This window comes from Sphingomonas segetis (assembly GCF_009720245.1).
GTDB classification, from domain to species: Bacteria; Pseudomonadota; Alphaproteobacteria; order Sphingomonadales; family Sphingomonadaceae; genus Sphingomicrobium; species Sphingomicrobium segetis.
In genome coordinates, this window is sequence record NZ_WJSQ01000024.1 from 1 (window position 1) to 24367 (window position 24367).

27 protein-coding genes and 1 pseudogene are annotated in these 24367 nt (G+C 66.4%); 10 read left to right on the forward strand and 18 right to left on the reverse strand.

What is annotated here, in order from left to right; translation table 11 throughout:
• Window positions 1-311, forward strand: a pseudogene (locus GH737_RS03970) (ATP-dependent DNA helicase); the annotation flags it as partial.
• Here GH737_RS03970 and GH737_RS03975 read toward each other — a convergent pair.
• The 5 genes from GH737_RS03975 to rpmF form a co-directional block, all read right to left on the reverse strand.
• Entirely contained in the window at window positions 268-660 is a 393-nt protein-coding gene (locus GH737_RS03975) for a MerR family transcriptional regulator (protein ID WP_155263564.1), read from the reverse strand. The pseudogene GH737_RS03970 and the gene GH737_RS03975 sit on opposite strands and share 44 nt — an antisense overlap.
• A gap of 7 nt (window positions 661-667) precedes the next feature.
• Window positions 668-1003, reverse strand: a complete 336-nt coding sequence (locus GH737_RS03980) for an integration host factor subunit alpha (protein WP_155263565.1) — start codon at window positions 1001-1003, stop codon at window positions 668-670.
• Between the two features lie 106 nt (window positions 1004-1109).
• Complete coding sequence (locus GH737_RS03985) at window positions 1110-2066, reverse strand: beta-ketoacyl-ACP synthase III (RefSeq protein ID WP_155263566.1); 957 nt, start codon at window positions 2064-2066, stop codon at window positions 1110-1112.
• On the reverse strand, window positions 2063-3112 hold the full coding sequence (gene plsX, locus GH737_RS03990) for a phosphate acyltransferase PlsX (RefSeq protein ID WP_155263567.1): 1050 nt from the start codon (window positions 3110-3112) through the stop codon (window positions 2063-2065). The genes GH737_RS03985 and plsX overlap by 4 nt, the downstream gene beginning before the upstream one ends.
• An 18-nt stretch (window positions 3113-3130) precedes the next feature.
• Window positions 3131-3310 (reverse strand): 50S ribosomal protein L32, encoded by a 180-nt coding sequence (rpmF, locus tag GH737_RS03995; protein WP_155263568.1) that lies wholly within the window; start codon window positions 3308-3310, stop codon window positions 3131-3133.
• A gap of 200 nt (window positions 3311-3510) precedes the next feature.
• On the opposite strand from rpmF, the gene GH737_RS04000 reads away from it, so the two are divergent.
• Window positions 3511-5172 (forward strand): sulfatase-like hydrolase/transferase, encoded by a 1662-nt coding sequence (locus GH737_RS04000; protein ID WP_155263569.1) that lies wholly within the window; start codon window positions 3511-3513, stop codon window positions 5170-5172.
• A gap of 17 nt (window positions 5173-5189) precedes the next feature.
• Here GH737_RS04000 and GH737_RS04005 read toward each other — a convergent pair whose 3' ends face one another.
• Window positions 5190-5852, reverse strand: a complete 663-nt coding sequence (locus tag GH737_RS04005) for an MBL fold metallo-hydrolase (protein ID WP_155263570.1) — start codon at window positions 5850-5852, stop codon at window positions 5190-5192.
• Window positions 5849-7135: a dipeptidase gene (locus GH737_RS04010; protein ID WP_338061764.1), complete on the reverse strand. Its 1287-nt coding sequence runs from the start codon at window positions 7133-7135 to the stop codon at window positions 5849-5851. The genes GH737_RS04005 and GH737_RS04010 overlap by 4 nt, the downstream gene beginning before the upstream one ends.
• A gap of 114 nt (window positions 7136-7249) precedes the next feature.
• Here GH737_RS04010 and GH737_RS04015 point away from each other — a divergent pair, with 114 nt between their 5' ends.
• Entirely contained in the window at window positions 7250-7462 is a 213-nt protein-coding gene (locus tag GH737_RS04015; RefSeq protein ID WP_155263571.1) for an aminotransferase class IV, read from the forward strand.
• Here the strand turns inward: GH737_RS04015 and pdeM are convergent.
• Window positions 7459-8121, reverse strand: coding sequence for a ligase-associated DNA damage response endonuclease PdeM (pdeM, locus tag GH737_RS04020; protein ID WP_155263572.1), 663 nt, complete (start codon window positions 8119-8121; stop codon window positions 7459-7461). The genes GH737_RS04015 and pdeM overlap by 4 nt on opposite strands.
• A gap of 43 nt (window positions 8122-8164) precedes the next feature.
• Window positions 8165-8506: a DNA-directed RNA polymerase subunit omega gene (gene rpoZ / locus GH737_RS04025; protein WP_155263573.1), complete on the reverse strand. Its 342-nt coding sequence runs from the start codon at window positions 8504-8506 to the stop codon at window positions 8165-8167.
• Window positions 8507-8607: 101 nt separating this feature from the next.
• Between rpoZ and GH737_RS04030 the strand changes: the two genes are divergently transcribed.
• A complete protein-coding gene (locus GH737_RS04030; RefSeq protein WP_155263574.1) occupies window positions 8608-9777 on the forward strand; it encodes a phospholipase D-like domain-containing protein in 1170 nt (389 codons plus the stop codon).
• On the opposite strand, the gene GH737_RS04035 is transcribed toward GH737_RS04030, so the two are convergent.
• The 4 genes from GH737_RS04035 to GH737_RS04050 all read right to left on the reverse strand — a co-directional run bounded on the left by GH737_RS04035 (window position 9774) and on the right by GH737_RS04050 (window position 14156).
• Complete coding sequence (locus GH737_RS04035) at window positions 9774-10415, reverse strand: class I SAM-dependent methyltransferase (RefSeq protein WP_155263575.1); 642 nt, start codon at window positions 10413-10415, stop codon at window positions 9774-9776. The genes GH737_RS04030 and GH737_RS04035 overlap by 4 nt on opposite strands.
• 139 nt (window positions 10416-10554) lie before the next feature.
• Window positions 10555-12864, reverse strand: coding sequence for a CDC48 family AAA ATPase (locus GH737_RS04040; protein ID WP_155263576.1), 2310 nt, complete (start codon window positions 12862-12864; stop codon window positions 10555-10557).
• A gap of 72 nt (window positions 12865-12936) precedes the next feature.
• Complete coding sequence (locus tag GH737_RS04045) at window positions 12937-13692, reverse strand: SDR family NAD(P)-dependent oxidoreductase (RefSeq protein WP_155263577.1); 756 nt, start codon at window positions 13690-13692, stop codon at window positions 12937-12939.
• The gene (locus tag GH737_RS04050; protein WP_155263578.1) at window positions 13689-14156 is read right to left on the reverse strand and encodes a peptidylprolyl isomerase; all 468 of its coding nucleotides are present in this window, start codon (window positions 14154-14156) and stop codon (window positions 13689-13691) included. Before GH737_RS04050 ends, GH737_RS04045 begins: the two co-directional genes overlap by 4 nt.
• Before the next feature lie 119 nt (window positions 14157-14275).
• Here GH737_RS04050 and mgtE point away from each other — a divergent pair, with 119 nt between their 5' ends.
• The 3 genes from mgtE to GH737_RS04065 all read left to right on the forward strand — a co-directional run bounded on the left by mgtE (window position 14276) and on the right by GH737_RS04065 (window position 17008).
• Entirely contained in the window at window positions 14276-15685 is a 1410-nt protein-coding gene (gene mgtE / locus GH737_RS04055) for a magnesium transporter (RefSeq protein ID WP_155263579.1), read from the forward strand.
• Between the two features lie 40 nt (window positions 15686-15725).
• Window positions 15726-16127, forward strand: coding sequence for a DUF1489 family protein (locus tag GH737_RS04060; protein ID WP_155263580.1), 402 nt, complete (start codon window positions 15726-15728; stop codon window positions 16125-16127).
• A gap of 212 nt (window positions 16128-16339) precedes the next feature.
• Window positions 16340-17008, forward strand: coding sequence for a CADD family putative folate metabolism protein (locus GH737_RS04065; protein WP_155263581.1), 669 nt, complete (start codon window positions 16340-16342; stop codon window positions 17006-17008).
• On the opposite strand, the gene GH737_RS04070 is transcribed toward GH737_RS04065, so the two are convergent.
• From GH737_RS04070 to dinB, 5 genes are all read right to left on the reverse strand, one after another.
• Window positions 17005-17718 carry a GIN domain-containing protein gene (locus GH737_RS04070; protein WP_155263582.1) on the reverse strand — a complete coding sequence of 238 codons (714 nt, stop codon included), beginning with the start codon at window positions 17716-17718 and terminating at the stop codon, window positions 17005-17007. The genes GH737_RS04065 and GH737_RS04070 overlap by 4 nt on opposite strands.
• Before the next feature lie 13 nt (window positions 17719-17731).
• On the reverse strand, window positions 17732-18463 hold the full coding sequence (locus GH737_RS04075) for a head GIN domain-containing protein (protein WP_196232973.1): 732 nt from the start codon (window positions 18461-18463) through the stop codon (window positions 17732-17734).
• A gap of 58 nt (window positions 18464-18521) precedes the next feature.
• Window positions 18522-19526 carry a GIN domain-containing protein gene (locus GH737_RS04080; protein WP_155263584.1) on the reverse strand — a complete coding sequence of 335 codons (1005 nt, stop codon included), beginning with the start codon at window positions 19524-19526 and terminating at the stop codon, window positions 18522-18524.
• A gap of 152 nt (window positions 19527-19678) precedes the next feature.
• The gene (locus tag GH737_RS04085; RefSeq protein WP_155263585.1) at window positions 19679-20212 is read right to left on the reverse strand and encodes a CarD family transcriptional regulator; all 534 of its coding nucleotides are present in this window, start codon (window positions 20210-20212) and stop codon (window positions 19679-19681) included.
• A 163-nt stretch (window positions 20213-20375) separates the two neighbouring features.
• Window positions 20376-21458, reverse strand: a complete 1083-nt coding sequence (gene dinB, locus GH737_RS04090; protein WP_275401944.1) for a DNA polymerase IV — start codon at window positions 21456-21458, stop codon at window positions 20376-20378.
• Window positions 21459-21625: 167 nt separating this feature from the next.
• Here dinB and sucC point away from each other — a divergent pair, with 167 nt between their 5' ends.
• From sucC to GH737_RS04105, 3 genes are all read left to right on the forward strand, one after another.
• Window positions 21626-22831, forward strand: coding sequence for an ADP-forming succinate--CoA ligase subunit beta (gene sucC / locus GH737_RS04095; protein WP_155263587.1), 1206 nt, complete (start codon window positions 21626-21628; stop codon window positions 22829-22831).
• 91 nt (window positions 22832-22922) lie between these two features.
• On the forward strand, window positions 22923-23672 hold the full coding sequence (locus tag GH737_RS04100) for an electron transfer flavoprotein subunit beta/FixA family protein (protein WP_155263588.1): 750 nt from the start codon (window positions 22923-22925) through the stop codon (window positions 23670-23672).
• The coding region (locus GH737_RS04105) for an electron transfer flavoprotein subunit alpha/FixB family protein (RefSeq protein ID WP_155263589.1) at window positions 23669-24367 on the forward strand (699 nt) is incomplete at its 3' end. The genes GH737_RS04100 and GH737_RS04105, both read left to right, overlap by 4 nt.

Genomic DNA, 24367 nt, shown 5'->3' on the forward strand with positions numbered 1-24367 from the left:
CGTGGCCGCGGCCGACCGTGCTTCACGCGGCGCGGCGGATGGCGGGCGGCGGAAGCGCCTACGACGACCGCGTGGTGCGTGCCCGTTTGGCGCAGGCGTTCGGGCGCTTGATCCGTCGGCAGGGCGATTGCGGGATGTTCGTGATCCTGTCGGCGGCGATGCCGACGCGGCTGCTTAAGGCATTCCCGCCGGGCGTTCCGGTGCGGCGCCTGCCGCTGGATGAAGCGATCGCGCGGGTCGAGCAGTCCCTTCGCGTGGGCGCGGGAATTAGCGCTCCAGCGCTTCCGACAGCCGGTTGCGAAGTGCAATGAGGCGGAACACGTCGACTCCGATCGGCTCCTCGTGCTCGGCAATTGGCGCGTCTCTTTGGGCGGGCGCAGCCAAGCTTTCCACCGGCTCGGGCGCTTCGCCGCCATTCCTGTCGCGCAGCAGCTTCTGCACGCCCCGGACCGTATAGCCTTCCTGGTTGAGCAATCGGTTGATGCGCCGCGCGAGCTCGACGTCGGCGGGGCGGTAGTAGCGGCGGTTGCCGGCGCGCTGCATCGGTTTCAGCTGCGGGAAGCGGGTTTCCCAATAGCGCAGGATGTGCTGAGCGACGCCGAGCTGCTGCGACAGTTCGCCGATCGTGCGAAGTGCGCCGGGATCCTTGTCGGCCGGCACCAGCGGGTCAGCCCCTGGCGATCCGGTCGCGCATAATCTGGCTGGCGCGGAACGTCATGACGCGCCGCGGCGCGATCGGTACTTCGACCCCGGTCTTGGGATTGCGCCCGATGCGCTGGCCCTTGTCACGCAGGATGAAGGTGCCGAAGCCGGAAATCTTGACGTTCTCGCCCTCGGACAGCGCGTGGCACATATGGTGCAGCACGCGTTCCACGACGCTTGCCGATTCGGCGCGCGACAGGCCCAGCCGTCGATGCACCACGTCCGCGAGATCCGCGCGGGTGAGCGTCCCGTTGGCATCCAAATCGTCGTTGCTGATCCGCGCGATCCCGAGATCGGCCATCGATATTCTCCCGAGTCGACGGCGTGCCCCCCGCCGCATCAATACACATTCGTAACGGAATAACGCGCTACCGGCAATTCGACAATTGCCGGATATTCCAAATTTTTCAATACCTGAGCGCTGCTGCTCCCCACGTAAATCCGCCGCCCATCGCTTCAAGGATGACGAGGTCGCCGCGCTTGATGCGGCCGTCCTTCACGGCGACGTCGAACGCCAGCGGAACCGAGGCCGCCGACGTGTTCGCATGCTCGTCGACCGTCACCACCACTTTCTCCGCCGGCAGCCCGAGCTTCCTCGCCGTGGCGTCGAGGATTCGCGCATTGGCCTGATGCGGAACGACCCAATCGACCTCGGCGGCGGTGAGCCCGGCTTGCTCGAGCACTTCGTTGAGGACCTGGGCGAGGTTGACAACCGCGTGCCGGAAGACTTCGCGGCCCTTCATTCGAAGCTTGCCGACGGTCCCGGTGGTGGACGGACCGCCGTCGACGAACAGGAGGTCGTTGTGGCGGCCGTCGGCGTGGAGCTTGGTTGCGAGAATTCCGCGCTCGCCCTCCTCCGCGCCGAGCACCAGCGCGCCCGCGCCGTCGCCGAACAGCACGCAGGTCGCGCGGTCGTCCCAGTCGAGGATCCGGCTGAACGTCTCCGCTCCGATCACCAGCGCTTTGTGCGCACTGCCCGAGCGCAACATCGAATCGGCGACCGACAGCGCGTAGAGGAAGCCGGTGCAAACGGCGTGCACGTCGAAGGCGATGCAGTCGGGGATGCCGAGCGCCGCCTGGACCTTGGTCGCGGAAGACGGGAAGGTCTGGTCGGGCGTCGCGGTGGCGAGCACGATGAGGTCGATCTCGCTCGCGGAAACTCCGGCATGGTCGAGCGCGCGGCGCGCGGCATCGGCTGCCAGCGATGCCGTTGTTTCGCCTTCGCCGGCGAGATAGCGGCTGCGGATCCCGGTGCGCTCGACGATCCACTCGTCGGTGGTGTCGACGCTTTGCGCCAGCTCTTCGTTGGTGACGCGGCGTGCGGGCAATGCGCTGCCGGCGCCAAGGACGACCGAGCGCCTCACTTGGTGCTTCCGTTGGCAAAGGCGTGCGCGCGGAAATTGTCGAGGTCGTCGCCGATCTTTCGGGTGATGCCGTGGCGGACCATGCTTGCCGTCACATGGATTGCGTTGGCGACGCCCTTGGGAGTCGCTCCGCCGTGGCTCTTCACGACGAGGCCGTTCAATCCCAGGAAAACCGCGCCATTGTGGTTGTTGGGGTCGAGGTGGACCTTGAGCAGGTTGAGCGCGGGCGCTGACAGTGCGAATCCGGCTTTCGAGCGCAGCGAGCTTTTGAACGCTCGGCGCAGCAGGTCGGTGACGAAACGCGCGGTGCCTTCGGCGGTCTTGAGCGCGATGTTGCCCGAAAACCCGTCGGTGACGACCACGTCGACCTGGCCGCGCGACAGCTGGTCGCCCTCGGTGAAGCCGTCGAAGCGCAGCGGCAGATAATCGGCTTCGCGCAGAAGCGCGGCCGCGGCCTTGAGTTCGTCGGTGCCCTTCAGTTCCTCGGTGCCGATGTTGAGCAGCTTCACGCGCGGCCTGGCGAGGCCGAGAACCGTGCGCGCATAGGCGGCGCCCATCACCGCGAACTGGACGAGGTTCTGGGCGTCGCATTCGGTGTTGGCGCCGAGGTCGAGCATGATAACGTCGGTTTCGCCGAGCGTCGGAAGAAGCGCGGCGAGCGCCGGCCGGTCGATGCCGGGCATGGTCCGAAGCGCAAGCTTGGACATCGCCATCAGCGCGCCGGTGTTGCCGCCGGACAGGGCAGCGTCGGCCCGTTCCTCTTTGACCGCGTTGATTGCCATTCCCATCGAGGTCGTGCGGGCGCGGCGGATCGCCTGGCTCGGTTTCTCGCTCGGCTCGATCGATTCGGGCGAATGGACGACGTCGACGCGCGATTGCAGGTTCTTGTGGCGCTCGATCTCTTCCCGGACCCGCGGCTCATCGCCGTAGAAGGTAAAGAGCAGCGACGGGTCCTTGCGCAGCGCGCGCGACGCGCCGGCGATCATTACCGTCGGACCGCTGTCGCCGCCCATGGCGTCGATGGCGATTCGTGGGCCTCCGTCCATCGCGAGGCCTGACGTGGCTTAGGCCTCGGTCGAAATGATTTCGCGGCCGTTATAGTGGCCGCATGCCGAGCACATGTTGTGCGGCAGCTTCAATTCGCCGCAGTTCGGGCATTCCTGGAACTTGGTCGGCGTCAGCGCATGATGGCTGCGGCGCATGTTCCGCTTCGACGGCGAGGTTTTTCTCTTGGGGACAGCCATTGCGGCACCTTCAACTCATGACATCAATAAAAAATTGCGACGATCTCGCGCCTCTCTTGCGCGGGGGTTCCCCGCGGCGGCGGCCGGATCGTCGCGAACCGCGGCTCCTATAGCGAAACGGCCGACGAGCGCAAGCGCCGCAGCCGCGATCCGCCTCCCATGGATGGTTGTAACTTAGGTCGGAGCGGCTGGGGAGGTAGATGCGGGCGGTGAAACGGCGAAGCATCTTGTTCCTCGTCCTGCTGACGGCAGGGGTTGCCGCCTGGGCGTCGTGGCATCTGTGGCCGGTCCAGATCATGGTCGTTGCCTATCGCTTCACCCATCCCGTGGCCGCCAACCGCCCGGTCCACTGGGCTCAAGGGCCGGCAACCCGGCCATCCGCGGAGCGCCCGCCGAACATCGTGCTGATCGTGGCTGACGATCTCGGAATCAACGACATCACCGCCGAAGGCCGCGGCACAGGAGTTGCCGGCGGCCTCGTGCCGACACCGAATATCGATGCGATTGCCCGAAAGGGCGCCGACTTCACCGTCGCATATTCCGCCAACGCGACCTGCTCGCCTTCGCGCGCGGCGCTGATGACCGGCCGCTATCCCCAGCGCTTCGGCTTCGAGTTCACGGCGGTCCCCGACCAGCTCGCCAAATACGTGCCGCGCTATTCGCCTCAGGACCGGCCGCACCCGACGATCTATCATGCAGACCTGCAGGAGCAGGTCCCGCCGATGGCAGACATGGGAATGCCATCGAGCGAGGTGACCGTCGCCGAAGTGCTGAAATCGCGCGGCTACCACACCATTCATCTCGGCAAATGGCATCTCGGCGAGGCGCGCGGGATGCGGCCGGAGGACCAGGGCTTCGACGAGAGCCTCGGCTTCATGGCGGCCGCGTCCAAATATGAACCGGACACGGCGTCCGTCGCGGCGAAGCTTCCCGGCGACCCGCTCGACCGCCTCTTGTGGTTGGCGCTCAGTGACGGCGTGCAGTTCAACGGCGGTCCACCCTTCCATGCGGGCGAATATTTGACCGACTATTTGAGCGATCAGGCGACCGCCGCGATCCGCGCCAATCGCAACCGGCCGTTCTTCATCTACCTCGCCTTCAACGCGCCGCACACGCCATTCCAGGCAACCAGGGCGGACTATTCCGCGCTCGGGGCCATCAAGAATCCACGCGCCCGGGTGTACGGAGCCATGGTCCGGGCGCTCGACCGCGGCGTGGGCAAGGTGATGGCGGCGCTGAAGGCGCAGGGTATCGGCGACAACACGCTCGTCATCTTCACCAACGACAATGGCGGGGCCTGGTACGCGGGCCTGCGGGACATCAACAAACCGTATCGCGGGTGGAAGGGCACCTTCTTCGAAGGCGGCATTCGGGTGCCGTTCTTCGTCAGCTGGCCGGCCCGGATCGCAGCCGGGCAACGCGTGACGATGCCGACCGACCAAATCGACGTCTTGCCGACCCTTGCCGCGGCGGCAGGTGCGCCGCTTCCCGCGGGACGCCGGATCGACGGGATCAACCTCCTGCCGTTCATCACGCGCCATGCGCCGCCGCCGTCGAAGCGCATCCTGTTTTGGCGCTCGGGAAGCTACGAAGCGGTCCGCGACGGCGGCTGGAAGCTCCAAGTTTCGCGCGATCCGCCGCGCATCTGGCTGTTCGACCTCGCCGCGGACCCGACCGAACGCAGCGATCTGTCGGCGCGGCGTCCCGATGTTGTCGCGAAGCTGCGCGCCGAGCTCGCCGCTCACGACCGCGAACTCGCCAAGCCGCTCTGGCCCGCGCTGCTCGAGGAACCGATCCGCATCGATGTCCCTGCCGACGCGCCGTGGAAGCCCGCTCAGGACTATGTCTACTGGCCCAATTAGCGGGACCCGTTTCGCGATTACGCCGCAGCGAGCGCCGCGTCGCCGACAAACGGGTTCGTCGCCCTCTCGTGCCCGAAGGTCGACATCGGGCCGTGGCCGGGAATGAAGGCCGTCTCGTCGCCCATCGGCCAAAGCCTGGTCGTGATCGATCGGATGAGCTGCTGCTGATCGCCGCGCGGGAAATCCCAGCGGCCGACCGAGCCTCGGAAGATCACGTCGCCGACGAGCGCCAGGTTCGACTGCGGATGGTGGAAGACAACGTGGCCGGGCGTGTGGCCTGGGCAGTGACGGACGTCGAGCGTCAGATCGCCGACCGTCACCTGGTCGCCGTCGCTGAGCCAGCGCGACGGCTCGAACGGGCGGCCGAGGACGCCATATTTCTGCCCGTCTTCGGCAAGGCGGTCGATCCAGAAGCGGTCCTCCTCGTGCGGCCCCTCGATTGGAACGCCGAGCTCTTCGGCGAAGATGCCGGCGCTTCCGCAATGGTCGATGTGCCCGTGGGTCAGCAGGATCTTTTCGATTGTGACCCCGGCCTGCGCCGCCGCTGCCCTGAGGCGCGGCAGGTCGCCGCCCGGATCGACGAAAGCGCCGAGCATCGTGTTCGTGCCCCACAGCAGCGTGCAATTCTGCTGCAGCGGCGTCACCGGGACGATCGCCGCGCGCAGTGCCGGCCCGGTCATTTCCACGCGTCCGTGGCAGCTCGCGGCTGGAGGGTCGCCGTCGCGGGCGGCTCGTTCTTCATCGACGCGGCGACCGCTTCGGCGCGCCGCATGACCCGAAGCAGGTTGCCACCGGCGAGCTTGGCCAAGTCGGCATCGCTCCAGCCGCGGCGGATTAGCTCGGCGAACAGCAAGGGATAGCCGCTGACGCTGTTCATCCCCGGCGGCGCATCCTCATAGCCGATGCCGTCGAGATCGCCGCCGAGCCCGACATTGTCGTGGCCCGCGATTTTGACGATATGCTCGATGTGATCGGCGATGAGGCCGATCTCCGCCTTCGGCGCGACATGCGCCTTTTCCCATTCGGCGAGCTTCGCCTTCCTGATCTCCGGCTGGCCGACGTAGAGCGTGTCGAGGCGCGCACCCTCGGCGGCATGCTCCGCGGACCACCGCCGGTACGGCTCCGACAGGTGGCCGGTGTAGAAGTTGACCATCACCACGCCGCCGTTGGCCGGGAGCTTCTTCAGGATGTCGTCGGGAACGTTTCGCGGGTGGTCGGACAACGCCCGTGCATCGCTGTGCGAGAAGATGACCGGGGCCCGGCTCGACTCGATCGCGTCGGCCATCGTCTCCGGCGACACGTGGCTGAGGTCCACCAACATCCCGAGGCGGTTCATCTCGTGCACGACCGCGCGGCCGAAATCGTTGAGGCCGTTCCATTTGGGGTCGTCGGTGGCGCTGTCCGCGAACTCGTTGTTCTTGAAATGCGTCAGCGTCATGTAACGCGCGCCGAGGTCGTAATATGCGCGCAGCGCGGCGAGGCTGCCGCCGATCTGGTGCCCGCCCTCGACGCCGATAAGCGACGCGACCTTCCCCGCCTTGTGGATGCGGAGGATGTCGTCGGCGGTGCGCGCGAGCTCGAGGTCCTTCGGATAGGCTTTCACGAGCCGCCTGACGATGTCGATCTGCTCCAGCGTCGCGCGGATGGCGGTGTCGCCGGTCACTTCGGAGGGGATGTAAACCGACCAGAACTGCCCCCCGACGCGTCCCTCGCGGAGCCGCGCCATGTCGGTCATCAGCGGATGGTCCGGACGCCGGTCGGCGCCGCTCGCGAGCCCTTCGACGCTTAGCCCGTAATTCTCGCGCAGCTGCTCCGGGAGGTCGTTGTGCCCGTCGATCAGCGGCGTCGCCTCGAGAATGCGGTCGATCCGCGCCTGCACCTTCGCGTCGATCGGCTGCGCCGCTGCCGGGATCGCCATCATCGCCAATGCTCCCGCCAGCAGGAGGAAATGCTTCATCGCCATGCGGGTGGTTTAGGAACAGCGCCTTGCCCGTGCAATGCGAGGGGGGTTGCGGTTCGCGGCGCGAGGCGCGAAGCATGGGCCGGAATGGCCCCGTCGCACGATATTGAAGTCAGCATGGATTTCGACCCGGACGAGGGCATCGCCGATCTCGACACGCATCTCGACACGCTGAAGCGCGCGGCTGAAGCGCAGGGCTTCAAGTTCGACCGCCACGCGGCGCGCAACGAGTTGCAGGCCGCGACCTTCGGCAAGAGCCGCGCCGCGATCGCCCGGCTACTGCTCAGCCCGAGCGGCGCGATGGCGATCGAGGTGAAGCCGGCCGACTAGGCTGCGAGCCGAAACCGCAGCAGCCGGTCGGAGACGGGGACGAGCGCGGCGGCATCGCTTCCGACCGAGCGCAGGATTTCGGGATGATGCGCGTCGAGCCCGCCGGTCAGCGCACCGAACGCGGGCATGATGATCTTGCTTGGCGAAACCACGAAGCAGCGCCGCGATACGTGTCGCCCGCGCACGTGAACGCGGAATTTGGGATGAAAATGGCCCGAGATTTCCGGGCGTGGCTCGCCGACGATCGCCTCGTGGCGCAGGATGACGCCGCCGAGCTCGACCTCATCCTCGATCAGCCCGCCGCAATGGTCGGCGAAGCCAGGATCGTGGTTGCCGACGATCCACGTCCAGTCGAGACTGGCCGTGAGTTCGGTCAACAGCGCGCGCGCCTTCGCGGGGAGGCGGTCGCAGCCGAACGCGTCGTGGAAGCTGTCGCCGAGGCAGTAGAGGCGTGTCGCGCCACTGCGCTCGATCTCGGTTGCAAGGTCGGTCAGGGTCGCGTGCGAATCATAAGGCGGGAGGAACTGTCCGAAACGGGCGAACCAGCTCGCCTTTTCGAGGTGCAAATCGGCGACGAGCAGCGCGCGGCGCGCACGCCAGAACAGCGCGCCGGACGGCGTCGCCTCGAACGTTTCGCTAGCGAACGAAAAGGGAACCATGAGGCCGGTCTAACTGCCGGCCTCGCGTCAGGCTAGACGGAAACTATTCGTAATCCCCGCCCGACGGGCTCGGGCGCGGCGGCGCGGCGGCGGTGAGGCGCAGCGCCTCGGCGGCTTCGCTCAGCGACGCCAGCTCTTCGGTCTCGTCCTCTTCGTCGACGCGCACCTTCTGGAGGTTGCTGATGACGGCTTCCTGGAGATGCTTGGGCTTGACCGTCTCCTCGGCGATCTCGCGCAGCGCGACGACCGGGTTCTTGTCGCGGTCGCGATCGATGGTGAGGTCGGCGCCGCCCGAAATCTGGCGGGCGCGCTGTGCCGCGAGCAGGACGAGATCGAACCTGTTCGGGATCTTGTCTACGCAATCTTCAACCGTAACGCGCGCCATTCGTCGCTCCGCAAATTATTCCGCCGTCGATGGAATATGGGATTTCAGGAAGGCAGCGGCAATAGCTTGCGGGCCGGCGCAAAGTCAAGGAAACCGGCTTCATGGCCGATGCCTCGACCCAGCCCGCGACCCCACCGACGATCCGTGCCGAGATCGCCGGCAACCGAATCGAGCTGATCGAGAGCGGGCTCGAGCGGTTCAACCTCCTGCTCGAGCTCATCGCCGGGGCCGAAAAGTGCATCAAGATGCTGATGTACATGTTCAATCCGGACAAGGACGGCGATGTGGTCCGCGATGCGCTGACTGAGGCGGCGAGGCGGGGAGTCCAGGTGAAGCTGCTGATCGACGGCTTCGGATCGGCAGCGACCGCGGATTTCTTCACGCAGCTCGGCACGGCCGGCGGCGAGCATTGCGTGTTCAACCCCAGCTGGGGACGCCGCTACCTCCTGCGCAACCACCAGAAGCTGATCGTGATCGACGACCGGACGGTGCTGATCGGCGGCGCGAACATCGACGCCACCTATCTCCAGGACCGCGGGTCGAATCACTGGCGCGACTTGTGGCTTCGGCTCGACGGCCCCGAAGCCGTGCTTCCGAGCCGCTATTTCGACGGACTGTTCCGCTGGTCGAAGCGGCCGAAATCGAAGCTCCGGTCGCTCAAGCGGATGGTGGCCGAGCACAACGAGTGGCGCGGCCCGCTGCAGTGGAAGTTCAGCGGGCCCCTGAGCGTGCGCAACAGCTGGTGGCGGAGCATCGGCCGCGACATGAAGCGCGCCTGCAAGCTCGACATGATTTTCGCCTATTTCGCCCCGCCCGGCGCGATGATCCGGCGCATCGGCGGGGTCGGCCGGCGCGGTCGGGCGCGGATCATCAATGCCGCCAAGTCGGACAATGTCGCGACGGTCGCCGCCGCGCGTCACAGCTACAGCCGGCTAATCCGCCGCCATGTCGAAATTTACGAATATCAGCCGGCGAAGCTGCACACCAAGCTCGCCATCGTCGATGACATCGTCCACATCGGCTCGTCCAACTTCGACTACCGCAGCTTCTACATCAACCTCGAGATCATGCTGCGGATCAAGGACAAGGGCTTCGCCGACGCGATGCGCGGCTATTTCGAGCGCGAGCTCGCGGACTGCAAATGGATCACGCCCGAGGTGCACAAGCGCAGGGCAAGCCCCTGGCAGCGCTTGAAATGGGCGCTGTCGCACTTCCTCGTGAACGTGATGGACTATTCAGTCACGAGGGGACTGAATTTCGTCAGGCGCTAGGCCTTCGGCTCACCCTTGTACGCCCAGAACAGCGTCGCGGGGGGGACGTTGATCCACTCGAACCCGCGCTTGATCGGCGCGAAGTGGGGCCGGATGAAATCGAGCACCTTGGGGCTGAACTGATAGACGAGGAAGGCGCCGCCGGGGCGGATCACGTTGGCGGTCGCTTCCGCGATATCCTCGCCGATCCCCGCGGGGAGGGTCGAGAAGGGCAGGCCGGACAGCACGTAATCGGCGGAGCCGAGGTCATGATCCATCAGGATCTTCTCGACGTCGGCGGCCGAGCCGTTGACCGCGACCAGCCGCGGATCGTCGATCGACTCCCTCAGGAAGCGCGTGAAATCCGGGTTGGTGTCGATCGTGACCAGCTTCGCTTCGGAGCCGAGCTTTTCGAGCACCGGCCGCGTGAAGGTGCCGACCCCGGGGCCGTATTCGACGAACAGCTTCGTGTTCTCCCAATCGACCGGGGCGAGCATCTTCTCGATCAGCACCCGGCTCGACGGGATGACCGAGCCGACCATCACAGGGTTCTTCAGAAAGCCGCGGAGGAACTGCCACTGGGGGCTTGGGCTGCGGCGGTCGCGGCGGCGCTGAAGACGGCGTGACCCTTTCAGCGTGCGCGCGGGTGAGGTCGACATGAATACTCCGTAGGACCGGGGAGGGGGAGCGTTGGCAAATGCGCCGCCGCTTGGCAAGCGGACAACGCCGCGGGCCCGGCTTCGCCGAGCGCCAGTCTGCGAGCCGCGCGATTTGTGCGACGAAGAGGCGAATCCCGCCTTACGGTTTGCCGCCTTCCTTGGGGCGGAGCATGCCGGGAAGCACGAAGCCGATGCCGCCGAGCGGCCGCGTCGCGTCGCTTTTCAGCGTTTCCTGGATGCGCGAATATTCCTCGAGCATCTCCGGCGTGACCGACGCACGGGTCTCCGATAACGCGACTTCGAAGTCGGCCATGGTCACCTTGCCGGCATCGAGCCCGCGGCGAAGCGCGGTGAGCCCGGCGCGGCGCACGAGGTCCTCGAGATCGGCACCGGTGAAGCGCTCGCTGCGCTGCGCAATCTTGTCGAGGTCGACGTCGTCGGCGAGCGGCATGTTGCGGGTGTGGATCGCCAGGATCCTCCGCCGTCCTGTCGCATCGGGGGTGCCGACGTAGATCAGCTCGTCGAAGCGGCCCGGGCGAAGAAGCGCCGGGTCGATCAGCGTCGGACGGTTGGTGGCGCCGATCACGACGACGTTCTGCAGCTCCTCGAGCCCGTCCATCTCGGCGAGGATGGTGTTGACCACGCGCTCGGTGACCTGCGGCTCGCCGAGGCCGCCGCCGCGCGCCGGCACCAGGCTGTCGAGCTCGTCGATGAAGATGATCGTCGGCGCGACCTGTCGCGCGCGGTTGAACAGCCGCGCGATCTGCTGCTCGCTCTCGCCGTACCATTTGCTCAGGAGGTCGGAGGACTTGGTGGCGATGAAATTGGCTTCGCTCTCGCGCGCCGCGGCCTTGGCGAGGAGCGTCTTGCCGGTGCCCGGCGGGCCATAGAGCAGGAAGCCCTTGGCCGGGCGGATGCCGAGCCGTTTGAACGCCTCGGGGTGCCTGAGCGGAAGCTCCACTCCTTCCTTGAGGCGGTCGCGGGCCTCGTCGAGCCCGCCGATGTCCTCCCAGCGGATTTGCGGGGCCTCGACCATCACCTCGCGCATGGCGGAGGGCTGGACGCGCTTCAGCGCATTGTTGAAGTCGCGAAGCTCGACCGAGAGCGCGTCGAGGAGCTCGGTCGGGATCACCTCCTCGGCCAGGTTGATCTTCGGCATGATCCGGCGGACCGCCTCGAGCGCGGCCTCGCGGCACAAGGCGGCGAGATCGGCGCCGACGAAGCCGTAGGTTCTGCGCGCGAGGTCGTCGAGGTTGACGTCGGGCGCGAGCGGCATGCCGCGGGTGTGGATGCCGAGGATCTCGCGCCGTCCGGGCTCGTCAGGCACGCCGACAACGATTTCTCGGTCGAAGCGCCCGGGACGGCGGAGCGCCTCGTCCAGCGCCTCCGGCCGGTTGGTCGCGGCAATGACGACCGTGTTCTGGCGCGGCTCGATCCCGTCGAGCAGGGTCAGCAATTGCGCCACCAGACGCTTTTCTGCCTCGCCGGTGACCTGTCCGCGCTTGGGTGCGATCGAATCGATTTCGTCGATGAAGATGATCGAGGGCGCGGCCTGCGCCGCCTGCTCGAAAATCTCGCGCAGCCGCCGCTCGCTCTCGCCATAGGCGGAGCCCATGATCTCCGGCCCGTTGATCAGGAAGAACTTGGCGGCGCTTTCGTTGGCGACCGCGCGCGCGAGCAGGGTCTTGCCGGTGCCGGGCGGGCCGTGGAGCAGAACGCCCTTGGGCGGATCGACGCCGAGTCGCTGGAATAGCTCGGGGTGGCGCAGCGGAAGCTCGACCATCTCGCGCAGGGCGTCGATCGTGTCGCGCATTCCGCCGAGGTCGTCGTAGGTGACGTCGGCTCGGCGCTGCCCGTCGACTGCCGTATATTCGGGAAGCAGCTCGACCGCGGTGTTCGAATCGATGTGGACGATTCCCTTGGGCGCGGCGGAGGCGACGACCAGCCGCAGCTCCTGGAGCGCGAACGCCGGCGCGTTGAGCAGCTGGCGGATGTGGTCCGGCATGTCGGCATTGATCCGCTGGTGGCCGGTGGTCGCGACGGTATCGCCTTCGACCAGCGGCCGTCCGGCGAAGGTGCGCTTGAGCGCGTCGGCTGACCCCTGCAGCCGGACGTTCGGCTGCGCCGGCGCGAAGACGACTTTCGTTGCCGGTTTCGACTGCGCCTTCCTGACCTCGACAAAATCGCCCGAGCCGACGCCGGCATTGGCGCGCTGCAGCCCGTCGAGTCGGATGATGTCGATATTTTCGTCCTCGCCGTAGGGGCGGATCGCCCGCGCGGCGGTCGAGCGCTTGCCGACGATCTCGACGACATCGCCCTCGGAAAGGCCGAGCGCGTCCATCAGCTTGTCGGCGAGCCTGGCAAAGCCGCGGCCGCTGTCCGCCGGCGGCAGGCTCGCGACCTGAACCTTGCGCGAGGTCACGCGTTCGATCGTGTCAGCTTCGGGCATGTCGTCTCCTGTCCCGCCGGCTCAGTCCGCATAGGCAACGGCGGCGCGCCCGGGCGGGTTCATTTTTCTCTGTCAATATTTGATCGCCCCGGCAATCTTGCGAACCACCGAGCGGGGCGCGAAGCGCGTGCTCGCCGCGCCAATCTTGTTCATCCATCCCGCGACGACCACCGCCTGGTTAGACTCCAGGCCCCTCAGTCCGGTTTCCACCACTTGCGCGGCATTCATCGCGACCCGGTCGAACAAACCATTGCCGCCGAAGCCGGCGACATCGCCGAACTCGGTCCGCGTCGGTCCCGGGCAAAGGCAGCTGACCTTGATGCCGTGCGGCTTGAGCTCCTCGTGGAGCGCTTCGCTCAGCGACAGCACGAACGCCTTGGTCGCGAAATAGACCGCCATCTTTGGACCGGGCTGGAATGCGGCGGTCGAGGCGAGGTTGAGGATCGCGCCCGACTTGCGCTCGATCATGCCCGGGGTGACGCCGCGGCACAGGTCGGTCAGCGCTCCCACGTTGAGGTCGATCATCTGCCGTAGCCGGTTCGCGTCGAGCTCGGCGAAGCGGCCGATCAGCCCGAAACCGGCGTTGTTGACGAGCAGGTCAACGGTCTCGCCGTTCGCCTCGATGTCGGCGAGCAGCTTTGCCGCCGAGTCCTTCTTCGACAGGTCGATCGCGACCGCTCGCGCATTGCCGAGCTCCTTCGCAAGCTCGTCCAGCCGCTCCTTCCGCCGCGCGGCGAGGACGAGCCTGTGCCCGCGTTTCGCCAAATGGCGCGCGAACTCGACCCCGAGCCCAGCTGAGGCGCCGGTGACCAGCGCGACTTTGTTCACTCGCCGGCCTTGCTCACTTTCGCCTTGACGATCTTGCCGGGCTCGCGCGGTGGCTCTCCGGCGGGGAGCGCGTCGACATGTTCCATGCCGCTCTCGACCTCGCCCCACACTGTGTACTGGCCGTCGAGGAAACCCGCATCGTCGAAACAGATGAAGAACTGGCTGTTGGCGCTGTCCGGATCGGGCTTGCGCGCCATGGAGGCGGTGCCGCGGACGTGCGGAGCGCGGCTGAACTCGGCCTTGAGGTCGGGCAAATGCGATCCACTCGTGCCGGTGCCCGTCGGGTCGCCGCCCTGCGCCATGAAGCCCGGGATGACGCGGTGGAACGGCACATCGTCGTAGAAGCCGCTGCTGGCGAGCTCGGTGATGCGCTGGACGTGATTGGGCGCGAGGTCGGGGCGGAGCTTGATGACGACGTCGCCGCCGCTCGAAAGGGAAAGGGTCAGGCGGTCGGCATCGGCCATGAGAGTGCACTCCGGATCAAGGTTCGAATGAAGCGACGATTTAGGGAGGGGAGGGTGGTTGCGCCAGAGCGGCCGCGTCCATAGGAGGACCGCACCGGGTTCAATCGAGGGAGCAACACGTGAGCGAGAGCGAGCCGATCGCCGCCACGGTCCCTCCGGATTCGGCCTCGCCGGTCGACAAGGAAGACCGGCTTCGCCCGGAATTCGTCAGCAGGGTTCTCGACGCCGTCGAGGCTGGCGACGATGAAACAGCGCGCGAGCTGGTCGCGCCGCTGCACCCCGCCGACGTCGCCGACCTGATCGAGCTTGCCGCGAGCGACGAGCGCGAGGGCCTGGTCAAGGCGCTCGCCGGGATCGTCAGCCCCGACGTGCTCGCGGAAATGAACGAATATGTCCGCGAGGGCCTGCTCGACGAGCTCGAGCCGCAGCAGGTCGCGGACATTGCCGGGCAGCTCGAGACCGACGACGCGGTCGCGCTGATCGAGGACCTCGACCGCGACGAGCAGCAGGCGGTGCTGCAGCGGATGGAGCCCGACGACCGCGCCGCGGTCGAGGAAGCGCTGAGCTACCCCGAGGAGTCCGCCGGGCGGCTGATGCAGCGCGACCTGTGCGCGGTGCCCGAACATTGGAAGGTCGGGCAGGTGATCGACTACCTGCGTTCGACGGCCGACCTGCCCACCGACTTCTGGGAAGTGTTCGTGGTCAGCCCGGACCACCATCCGCTCGGGACCTGCAAGCTCTCGACGATCCTGAGGACGCCGCGCAATACGCCGGTGACCGAGATCATGGCGCGCGAGCAGACGCTGATCCCGGTCGGCATGGACCAGGAGGATGTCGCGCTGCGCTTCCAGAAGTACGCGCTGGTCTCGGCGGCCGTGGTCGACGAGGCTGGCCGGCTGGTGGGCATGATCACCGTCGACGACGTGGTGCACATCATCCAGGAGGAAGCGGGCGAGGACGTGCTGCTGCTCTCGGGCGCGGGCGAGGGCGACATCAACGAGCCCGTCCGCCTGACAGTCCGCAGGCGGTTGTTCTGGCTGGTGATCAACCTCGGGACGGCGATGATCGCGGCGAGCGTCGTCAGCCTCTTCCAGGGGGAGATCGGCAAGTTCGCGGTCCTCGCCGTGCTGATGCCGATCGTCGCCGGGATGGGCGGCAACGCGGGGACCCAGACCCTCGCGGTGTCGGTACGGGCGCTTGCGACCAACCAGCTGACCGAGTCGAACACTCTGCGGACTTTCGGGCGCGAACTCACGATTGCGCTTGCCAACGGCCTCACGCTCGGCTTGCTGATCGGTGCCGGGGTCGCGCTGGTCTTCGGCAACCCGCTGCTCGGCGCGGTCATGGGCGCGGCTATGGTGATCAACAACCTTGCCGCCGGCGTTGGCGGAATCATGGTCCCTGTAACGCTCGACCGCTTCGGCATTGATCCCGCGGTTTCGTCGGCGGTGTTCGTCACCACAATCACCGACGTCACCGGGTTCTTCAGCTTCCTCGGGCTCGCCGCACTGGTCGGCCTCGGCGGCTAAGCCGTTGCGAATCTGTGACTAGTCCGGCATCGCGAGAATTGTGCCGAAGCTTCATCTGACCAAGGTCGCGTTTGGTTGCCGCACCATCGATGCCCTTCAAAAGCGCGTCGCTGCGCGCGCATCGGGCGGCGAGATGCGGGTGGTCACGCGCATGCGGCCAAAGCGTTCGGACGAGCTGATCGGCGGTTCGATCCACTGGATCGTCAAGCACCGGCTGGTCGGCCGCCAGGAAATCCTTCGCTTTGAGGATCGCAAGGACGGCCGGATCGACATCGTCCTTTCGGCCGCGCTCGAGTTGATCTCGCCATATCCAAAGCGCGCGCACCAAGGCTGGCGCTATCTCGAATCTGCCGACGCGCCCGGCGAGGACGGCGATGACAGCGGCCTGTCCGAGCTCCCGCCGCTGCTCTACACGCGGCTCGCCGCGCTCGCTCTGGTCTAGGCTTTGCGCCGGTGCTTACCTGAACAGCAGCACCAGGATGATGATCAGGATGATCAGGCCGCCGATACCGAGGTACATAAGTCTCTCCCTTGTCCAGCCGCTCGGCAGATGAAACGTCCGCAATCCCGTGCGGTTGCTAACCTCGACTTTCGTCGGCTTGCCGACTCTGCCGCTCGCCGTTACCGCGCGTCGGAAACTTCAGGGAGGCTGGCATGACGGTTTCGGCGGCGATCGATGCGAAAGTGATCGAGCGGGCGATGCTCATGCATCCCTTCTACCAGGCATGGACAGAAGGCCGGCTGCCGCTCGACACGCTGCGCGCCTATGCGCGCCAATATTTTCACCATGTCGAGGCGTTCCCGCGCGCGGTGAGTGCGGTGCACAGCGCCTGCGACGACCGCGACGGGCGGCGGATGCTGGCGGAGAATCTTGCCGAAGAAGAGGGAATCGAAGCGGGCAAGCAAGACCATGCGGGCCTGTGGCTGAACTTCGCCCGCGGTCTCGGCGAGAGCGAAGCGGCGGTGCGCGCGCAGCCGCTCAATCCGCAGACGCAGGCGCTGATCGACACGTTCCGGCGGTTGTCGCGCCGCTCCTATGCGTCGGGGCTGGGTGCGCTCTACGCCTATGAAAGCCAGTTCCCTGGAGTCGCGAGCGCGAAAATCGAAGGGCTGATCGACCGCTACGGGATCGACGACGAGGAGACGCTCCGCTTCTTCCGAGTCCACCAGAGCGCCGACGTCGAGCACAGCGCCGTCTGCCGGGCGCTGCTTGACGGGCTGCCCGACAGCCAGCGCGACGAAGCGATCGCTGCCGGCGAGGAGCTTGCGGGTGCGCTGTGGAACTTCCTGTCGGGCGTGGAGGCCCGCGCCTCGATCAACTAGCGGCAGCCGCTGACGCTCGCCGATCCGCTCACGCGAAGCGTGCAGGAGGGACTGCCGGTCAGGCGTACCGTCGCCGGCCCCGAGGCATCCACCGTGACCGATCCGCTGACGTTCGCTGCGATCGTCGCGGCGCCGTCGGCGCCGAGAGTCGCGTCTTTCGCCGAAAGCCCGCTCCCGTCGAGTGTCGAGATGCCGCGGATGACGGCCGTCAGCTTCGCCGCCCGCCCCGCGACCCGCCCGCTTGCGGTTCCGACGACGCTGACGTTGAGCCGGTCGACGCTCGCGTGGCCGATCTCGCCGGCGCCGCTGCCCTGGACGGAGAGGTCGAAGCTGAGCCCCTTGACCTTGTCGATCGCGAGCGAGCCCGAGCCGTTGAGCCACGCGGCGCTGAGGTCGTGGGTGCCGAGGCTGATCTCGACCGGGCCGACGTCCTTTCCCGGGTAGCCGCCCCACGAATCGAGATTGTTGTGGACGACGAGCGTGTTGCCGCGGACGTCGATCGCGACGCGGTCGAGTGCGGCTGGCGAGCCGTTCGCGCGCGCAAAAGGCGCCACGCCGGTCGTCAGCGTGACCTTGAATGGGCCGTCGACGCGGACTTTTTCGAAGCTCGTGATGCCGAAGTTGCGGGTCGCCGCGCCAGCCGGGGCGGCGAACGCGAGGACGGCGGCGGCAAGAAGGAAGGTGCGCATCGCCGCACCTTCCCAGCTCATGGTTAAGACCCGTTTAAGAGCAGGTGACGCTGCCCGAGCCCGCCTTGTTGACCGAGCATTTGGCCCCGCCTGTGACGTCGACGTCGCCCGAGCCCATGATGCTGACGTCGGCCGCCGAACTCGCGTTCGCCTTGACGCTCCCGGAGCCGGCGATCGAAACTTTGGCTTGCTGGGTCTGGACCCCGCCGGCATCGATGTCGCCCGACCCGCCGATCGCATAGCTGCCCGACTGCGCTTTTCCGGTTCCCGCCTTGACGCTTCCTGAGCCGCCGATCTTGAGCTTGAGCGCGCCGACGTTCACCGTATCGACGCTCAGCCCGCCCGATCCGCCGACCGCGCCTTCGAACCGCTCCCCGCCGACCTTGTCGATGCGAATGTCGCCCGAGCCGGCGATGGTCGCGGCGCTGAGCTGCGGGACCGTGACCGCGAAGTTCGCGTGCCCCTTGCTGCTCCAACCCCGGCTGAACCAGCTCTTGTGCTCATTCCGTGGATGGATGACGAGCTTGTCGCCCTTCACTTCGACGACGGTCCGTTCGAGCAGCTTCTGCGAGCCCTCGGCGGCGACCGCCGGATTTCCGCCGGTGCGCACCGCCACTTCATACGGGCCGGCGACCTCGATCTCATGAAATGATCCGACCTGATAGTTGCGCGAGACGGTCGGGCCGGGATCCTCGCCCCGGTGCTGCCCGCACGCCGTCGTCGCGGCGGATGCGGCGATCACGGCCGCGGCGATGGAATTGCGCATGATTATGCCTCCACTTGTCCCTGGATGATGCATTGAATTTCGAATCCCGCAATGCCGGTCAGGACAGTCGGACATCGCCCGACCCGCTGGCGCGGACGGTCGCTTTCGCCCCGCCGGTAACGGTGACGTCGCCGGAGCCCATCACATTGACCTCGGCAGCGTCGGTGGCGCAGGCCGAAATGTCGCCGGAGCCGGAGGTCGAGATGTTCGCTTCCGCAGTTTCCAGCCCGTCCGCATCGATATCGCCGGAGCCCGACGTTTCCAAAGCCGCGACCGTGGCTCGGCCTTCGCCGATCCGCGCGTCGCCCGAGCCGAACAGGCTGAGCTTGACGCCGTCCGCTTCGAGGCTCTCGACCGCCAGGTCGCCCGAGCCGCTGAGGACCGCACTGAACTGGTCGCCGCGATACTCGTCGATCCGGGTGTCGGCGGAGCCCTTCACCGCGAGCGCGAATTCGGCGCTTTCGACGCTGTCGATCGACAGGTCGCCGGAGCCGCCGAGGGTGGCTTCGAACTCGGCGGCACGAACCTTGTCGATCTCGATATCGCCGGACCCGGCGGCGGCGAGCTTGAGCGAGCGGACGTCGATCTCGTCGATGGCGAGATCCCCCGACCCGGCGCTCGAGCAGTCGAACCGTTCGCCCTTCAGCCGATCGACCGAAACGTCGCCGGATCCGGTCATCCGCAGCGCCTTCAGGTCCTGCACGTCGACGAGGATGTGCACGTCCCCCGCGCCGTCGCCGTCGCAGCCGATGAGCAGCCGGTCGCGTTTGTGCTCGACCGACAGCTTGTCCAGCGCGCGCTCGGGACCCGTGGCACGGACGCTCGGCCGTTTGCCCGTCCGGATCTCGACCTCGAACGGACCCGACACTTCGAGGCGGGTGAATTCGCCGACATCGAAATCGCGCTCCGACTCATCGTCCTCGTCAGTCTCGTCGAGGCGGGTGAATTCGCCCGCCTCATAATCATAGCCGGAGTCGCGCCGGCCATGATGGTCGCGCATCCGCTGGTTGCGATAGGAGGTGATGATCGCATCGAGGATTTCGACGGCGAGCGGCCTTGGCATCGGAGACTCTCCTTATCAGTGTGTTAGAACACTAATACGCCAGTGCCAAAGAGGAGGCAATGCACAAAAGAAAAGGGCGCCCGGCGAGGGGCGCCCTTTGAGCTCCACGGGAGACAGTCCCTGTACCGGGGACTGTCTTCCGAGCCGTGCGGTTACGCGTCTTCCCTCGCCTTGTGATGGATGACCGCAGCCTCGTTGAGGATCTCGAGGATCTTGGCGAGCGCCGACTTCTCGTCGGTTTGTTCCATCGCGCCGAGCTCGCGCGCCAGGCGCGACGAGGCGGCTTCGAAAATCTGCCGCTCGGAATAGCTCTGTTCGGGCGCATCGTCGGGGCGGAACAGGTCGCGGGTCACCTCGGCGATCGAGGTCAGGTCGCCCGAGTTGATCTTCGCCTCATATTCCTGGGCGCGACGCGACCACATGGTGCGCTTGACCTTCGGCTTGCCCTTCAGCGTCTCAAGCGCGTCCTTCATCGTCTTGTCCGACGAAAGCTTGCGCATGCCGACCGAGTCGGCCTTGTTGACGGGAACGCGAAGGGTCATCTTCTCCTTCTCGAACCGGAGCACGTACAGCTCCAGACGGGTCCCGGCGATCTCGGTGCTTTGCAGCTCGACGACCCGGCCAACGCCATGCTTGGGGTACACGACATAGTCACCGATATCGAAGCTGAGCGCCTTTGTAGCCATTACACACCTTTCAATTTGCGGCAGTAGAGCCGGCGCATCCGCTACGCCCCCCAAAACGACCAGTGGCCGCGGCTCCAGTGCCTGTTTCGTGGCTTCCCTATGAATTTAAGGCCGCAGCTGAATCGCACGCGGCCCCATGGGTCACTTTATATCACAGGACCCCTCAAATTGCGAGTCCCAGCTGGAGCGGCATCTCTTCGGACCCTTCACTTAAGTTATGAAGCCCGAGACCGAGCAGCCGGATGCCCCGCGGCAGAGGGTGGAGGGCGGCGAGCAGTGCTTGTCCCGCTGCCGCGAATCCGGCGAGGTCGGGCACCGGCGCGCCGAAGCTCTTCGATCGCGTGATGATCGTGAAGTCCCCGAACTTGACCTTGAGCGTGACCGTCCGGCCGGTGACCCCGGCGCGGTTCACGCGATCCCAGGCATAGCTCGCGATCCGCTCGAGCTCGTCGGCGAGGCGCTCGGGATCGCGCAAGTCCTCGTCGAACGTCCGCTCCGCGCTGACCGACTTGTAGGGCCGGTCGGGCCTGACCTCGCGCTCGTCGATGCCGCGGCAAATGCAGTGATACCAGCAGCCGGAGCTTCCGAACTGCGCCTCGAGCGCGGGCAGGCTCCATTCGCGCAGGTCGGCGCCAGTAAGGATGCCGAGCGCCTCCATCTTGCGCGCCGTGACCGGCCCGATCCCGTGGAACCGCGACACCGGCAGTGAAGCGACGAACTCGGGCCCGCGCTCCGGCGTGACGACGGTGAGCCCGTCGGGCTTGCGGTAATCGGACGCGAGCTTGGCGATGAACTTGCAGTAGGACACGCCTGCCGAGGCGGTGAGGCCGGTCTCCTCTCGGATTCGGCGGCGGATGTCCTCCGCGATCGCTCGCGCAGTACCGAGGCCGTGCCGGTCCTCGGTCACGTCGAGGTAGGCTTCGTCGAGGCTGAGCGGCTCGACCAGTTCGGTATAGTCGAGGAAGATCGCCCGGACTTGCCTCGAAACCGCGCGATAGGCGTCAAATCGGGTTTTCACGAAGATCAGGTCGGGACAACGGCGCTTGGCGCTCACCGACGGCATCGCCGAGCGCACGCCATATTTGCGCGCCTCATAGCTCGCCGCCATCACGACCCCTCGGTGACCGCCGCCGACCGCGACCGGCTTGCCTCTGAGGGACGGATCGTCGCGCTGCTCGACCGACGCATAGAAGGCGTCCATGTCGACATGGATGATCTTTCGAATCGGGCGTTCGGAATCGGCCACTATCGATTTTTCTGTCCTACAGGTCCGGTTCGAGTCTAGCGGAGCAGGCAGCGAAATGTCGCTCAGGCCCGGCAATGCAAATATGCCGGCGTCACCGCGAACATTCGCGAACATTCGCGCCGCGCCCGACTTTGCAGCGCCGCGCCAATTTGCTTAAGGGCCGCGCGATGAACATCCACGAATATCAGGCGAAAGAGCTTCTCGCGAAGTACGGCGTGCCGGTGCCGGCGGGCTATCCGGCGATGAGCGTCGAGGAAGCGGTCGAGGCGGCGAAGAAGCTGCCGGGGCCGCTTTGGGTTGTGAAGTCGCAGATTCACGCCGGCGGCCGCGGCAAGGGCCGCTTCAAGGAACTCGGACCGGAGGGCAAGGGCGGCGTCCGCCTCGCCCGTTCGATCGACGAAGTGCGCGAGCATGCCCAGGAAATGCTCGGCAAGACTCTGGTGACGGTGCAGACCGGCCCCGCGGGCAAGAAGGTCCAGCGCCTCTACATCACCGACGGAGTCGACATCGAAAAGGAATTCTATCTCGCGCTGCTGGTCGACCGCGAGAGCGGCCGGGTGGCAATCGTTGCGTCGACCGAAGGCGGAGTGGAGATCGAAAAGGTCGCGCACGAGACGCCGGAGAAGATCGCGACCATCAACGTCGATCCCGCGACCCGCCTGATGCCGCACCATGGCCGCGAAGTGGCGGCGGCGCTCGGCCTTACCGGCGACCTCGCCAAGCAGGCGGGCAAGGTGCTGGCGAAGCTCTACGAGACTTTCCTTGGCACCGACGCATCGCAGATCGAGATCAACCCGCTCGCCATCACCGGCACGGGTGAGCTGATGGTGCTCGACGCCAAGGTCGGGTTCGACAGCAACGCCGACTTCCGCCATCCCGACCTCGAGCAGCTCCGCGACCTTGCCGAAGAAGAGCCGATGGAGATCGAGGCGTCGAAATACGACCTCAGCTACATCAAGCTCGACGGCTCGATCGGCTGCATGGTCAACGGTGCCGGCCTCGCCATGGCGACGATGGACATCATCAAGCTGGAAGGCGGCGAGCCCGCCAACTTCCTCGACGTCGGCGGCGGCGCGAACAAGGAGAAGGTCACCGCGGCGTTCAAGATCATTTTGAGCGATCCCGCGGTGAAGGGAATCCTTGTCAACATCTTCGGCGGTATCATGCGCTGCGACATCATCGCCGAAGGCATCGTCGCCGCGGCGCGCGAGGTCGATTTGAAGGTGCCGCTGGTGGTCCGCCTCGAAGGGACGAACGTCCAGCAGGGCAAGGACATCCTGGCATCGAGTGGTCTTCCGATCATCCCCGCGAACGATCTTGGCGACGCGGCGAGGAAGATCGTCGCGGAAGTGAAAGAGGCGGTGCCAGCTTAATGATATTCGTCATCCCCGCGAAAGCGGGGGACCCAGTTTTTGTTACGCTAGGTTCCCGCCTTCGCGGGAATGACGATTTGGAGGAATGGGCATGAAAATCCTGGTCGCGGTCAAACGCGTCATCGATTTCAACGTGAAGCCGCGGGTCAAGCTGGACGGCTCTGGCGTCGATCTCGCCAACGTCAAGATGAGCATGAACCCGTTCGACGAGATCGCGGTCGAGGAAGCGATCCGCCTCAAGGAAAAGGGCGTCGCGACCGAGATCGTGGCCGTTTCGATCGGCCCGGCGAAGGCGCAGGAAACGCTGCGCACCGCGCTCGCAATGGGCGCCGACCGCGCGATCCTGGTGCAGACCGACGAAGAGGTGGAGCCGCTCGCCGTCGCCAAGATCCTCGCGAAGATCGCGCAGGAAGAGCAGCCCCAGATGATCATCCTCGGCAAGCAGGCGATCGACGACGATAACAACGCGACCGGTCAGATGCTCGCGGCGCTCCTCGGCTGGCCGCAGGGCACCTTCGCGTCGAAGGTCGAAGCCGCCAACGACAACGTCACCGTGACTCGCGAGGTCGACGGCGGGCTGGAGACGGTGAAGCTGCAGCTTCCCGCGGTAGTCACCACCGACCTGCGCCTCAACGAGCCCCGCTATGCCTCGCTGCCCAACATCATGAAGGCCAAGTCGAAGCCGCTCGCGACCAAGTCGCCGGGCGATTACGGGGTCGACGTCGCGCGGCGGCTGGAGACGATCAAGGTCGTCGAGCCCGCCAAGCGCCAGGCCGGGATCAAGGTCGGGTCGGTCGACGAGCTGGTCGAAAAGCTCAAGGGCATGGGGATTGCGAAATGAGCGTGCTGGTCCTGGTCGAACATGACGGCGGCGCCATTAAGGACGCGACGCTGGCGACCGTCACCGCGGCGGCCCAGCTCGGCGAAGTGCACGCGTTGGTCGCGGGGAACGACGTCGACGCTGTCGCGCAGGCGGCAGCGAAGATTGCCGGCGTGTCCAAGGTCTATGCGGCGAATTCATCCGCACTCGATCATCAGCTCGCGGAGGCTGTGGCGCCGCTCGCGGCCAAGCTGATGGAGAGCCACGAGGCGTTCGTGGTGCCCGCCACCACCACCGGCAAGAACATCGCGCCGCGCGTCGCTGCGTTGCTCGACGTGATGCAGATCACCGACATCCTCTCCGTCGAAGGGACAAACACCTTCACGCGTCCGATCTACGCCGGCAATGCGATCGCAACCGTGAAGTCAAACGACGGCAAAAAGGTGATCACCGTTCGCACCACCGCGTTCGAGAAGGCGGCGGCCGAAGGCGGCTCCGCGGCGATCGAGGAGGTCGATGCGGGAGCGAGCGATGGCAAGAGCGAGTTCGCCTCAATGGACGCGTCCGAAAGCGAGCGGCCCGAGCTCACCAGTGCCAAGGTCATCGTCTCCGGCGGCCGGGCGTTCGGCTCGTCGGAGCAATTCCACGCGCTGCTCGACCCGCTCGCCGACAAGCTCGGCGCGGCGGTCGGCGCGAGCCGCGCCGCGGTCGACGCG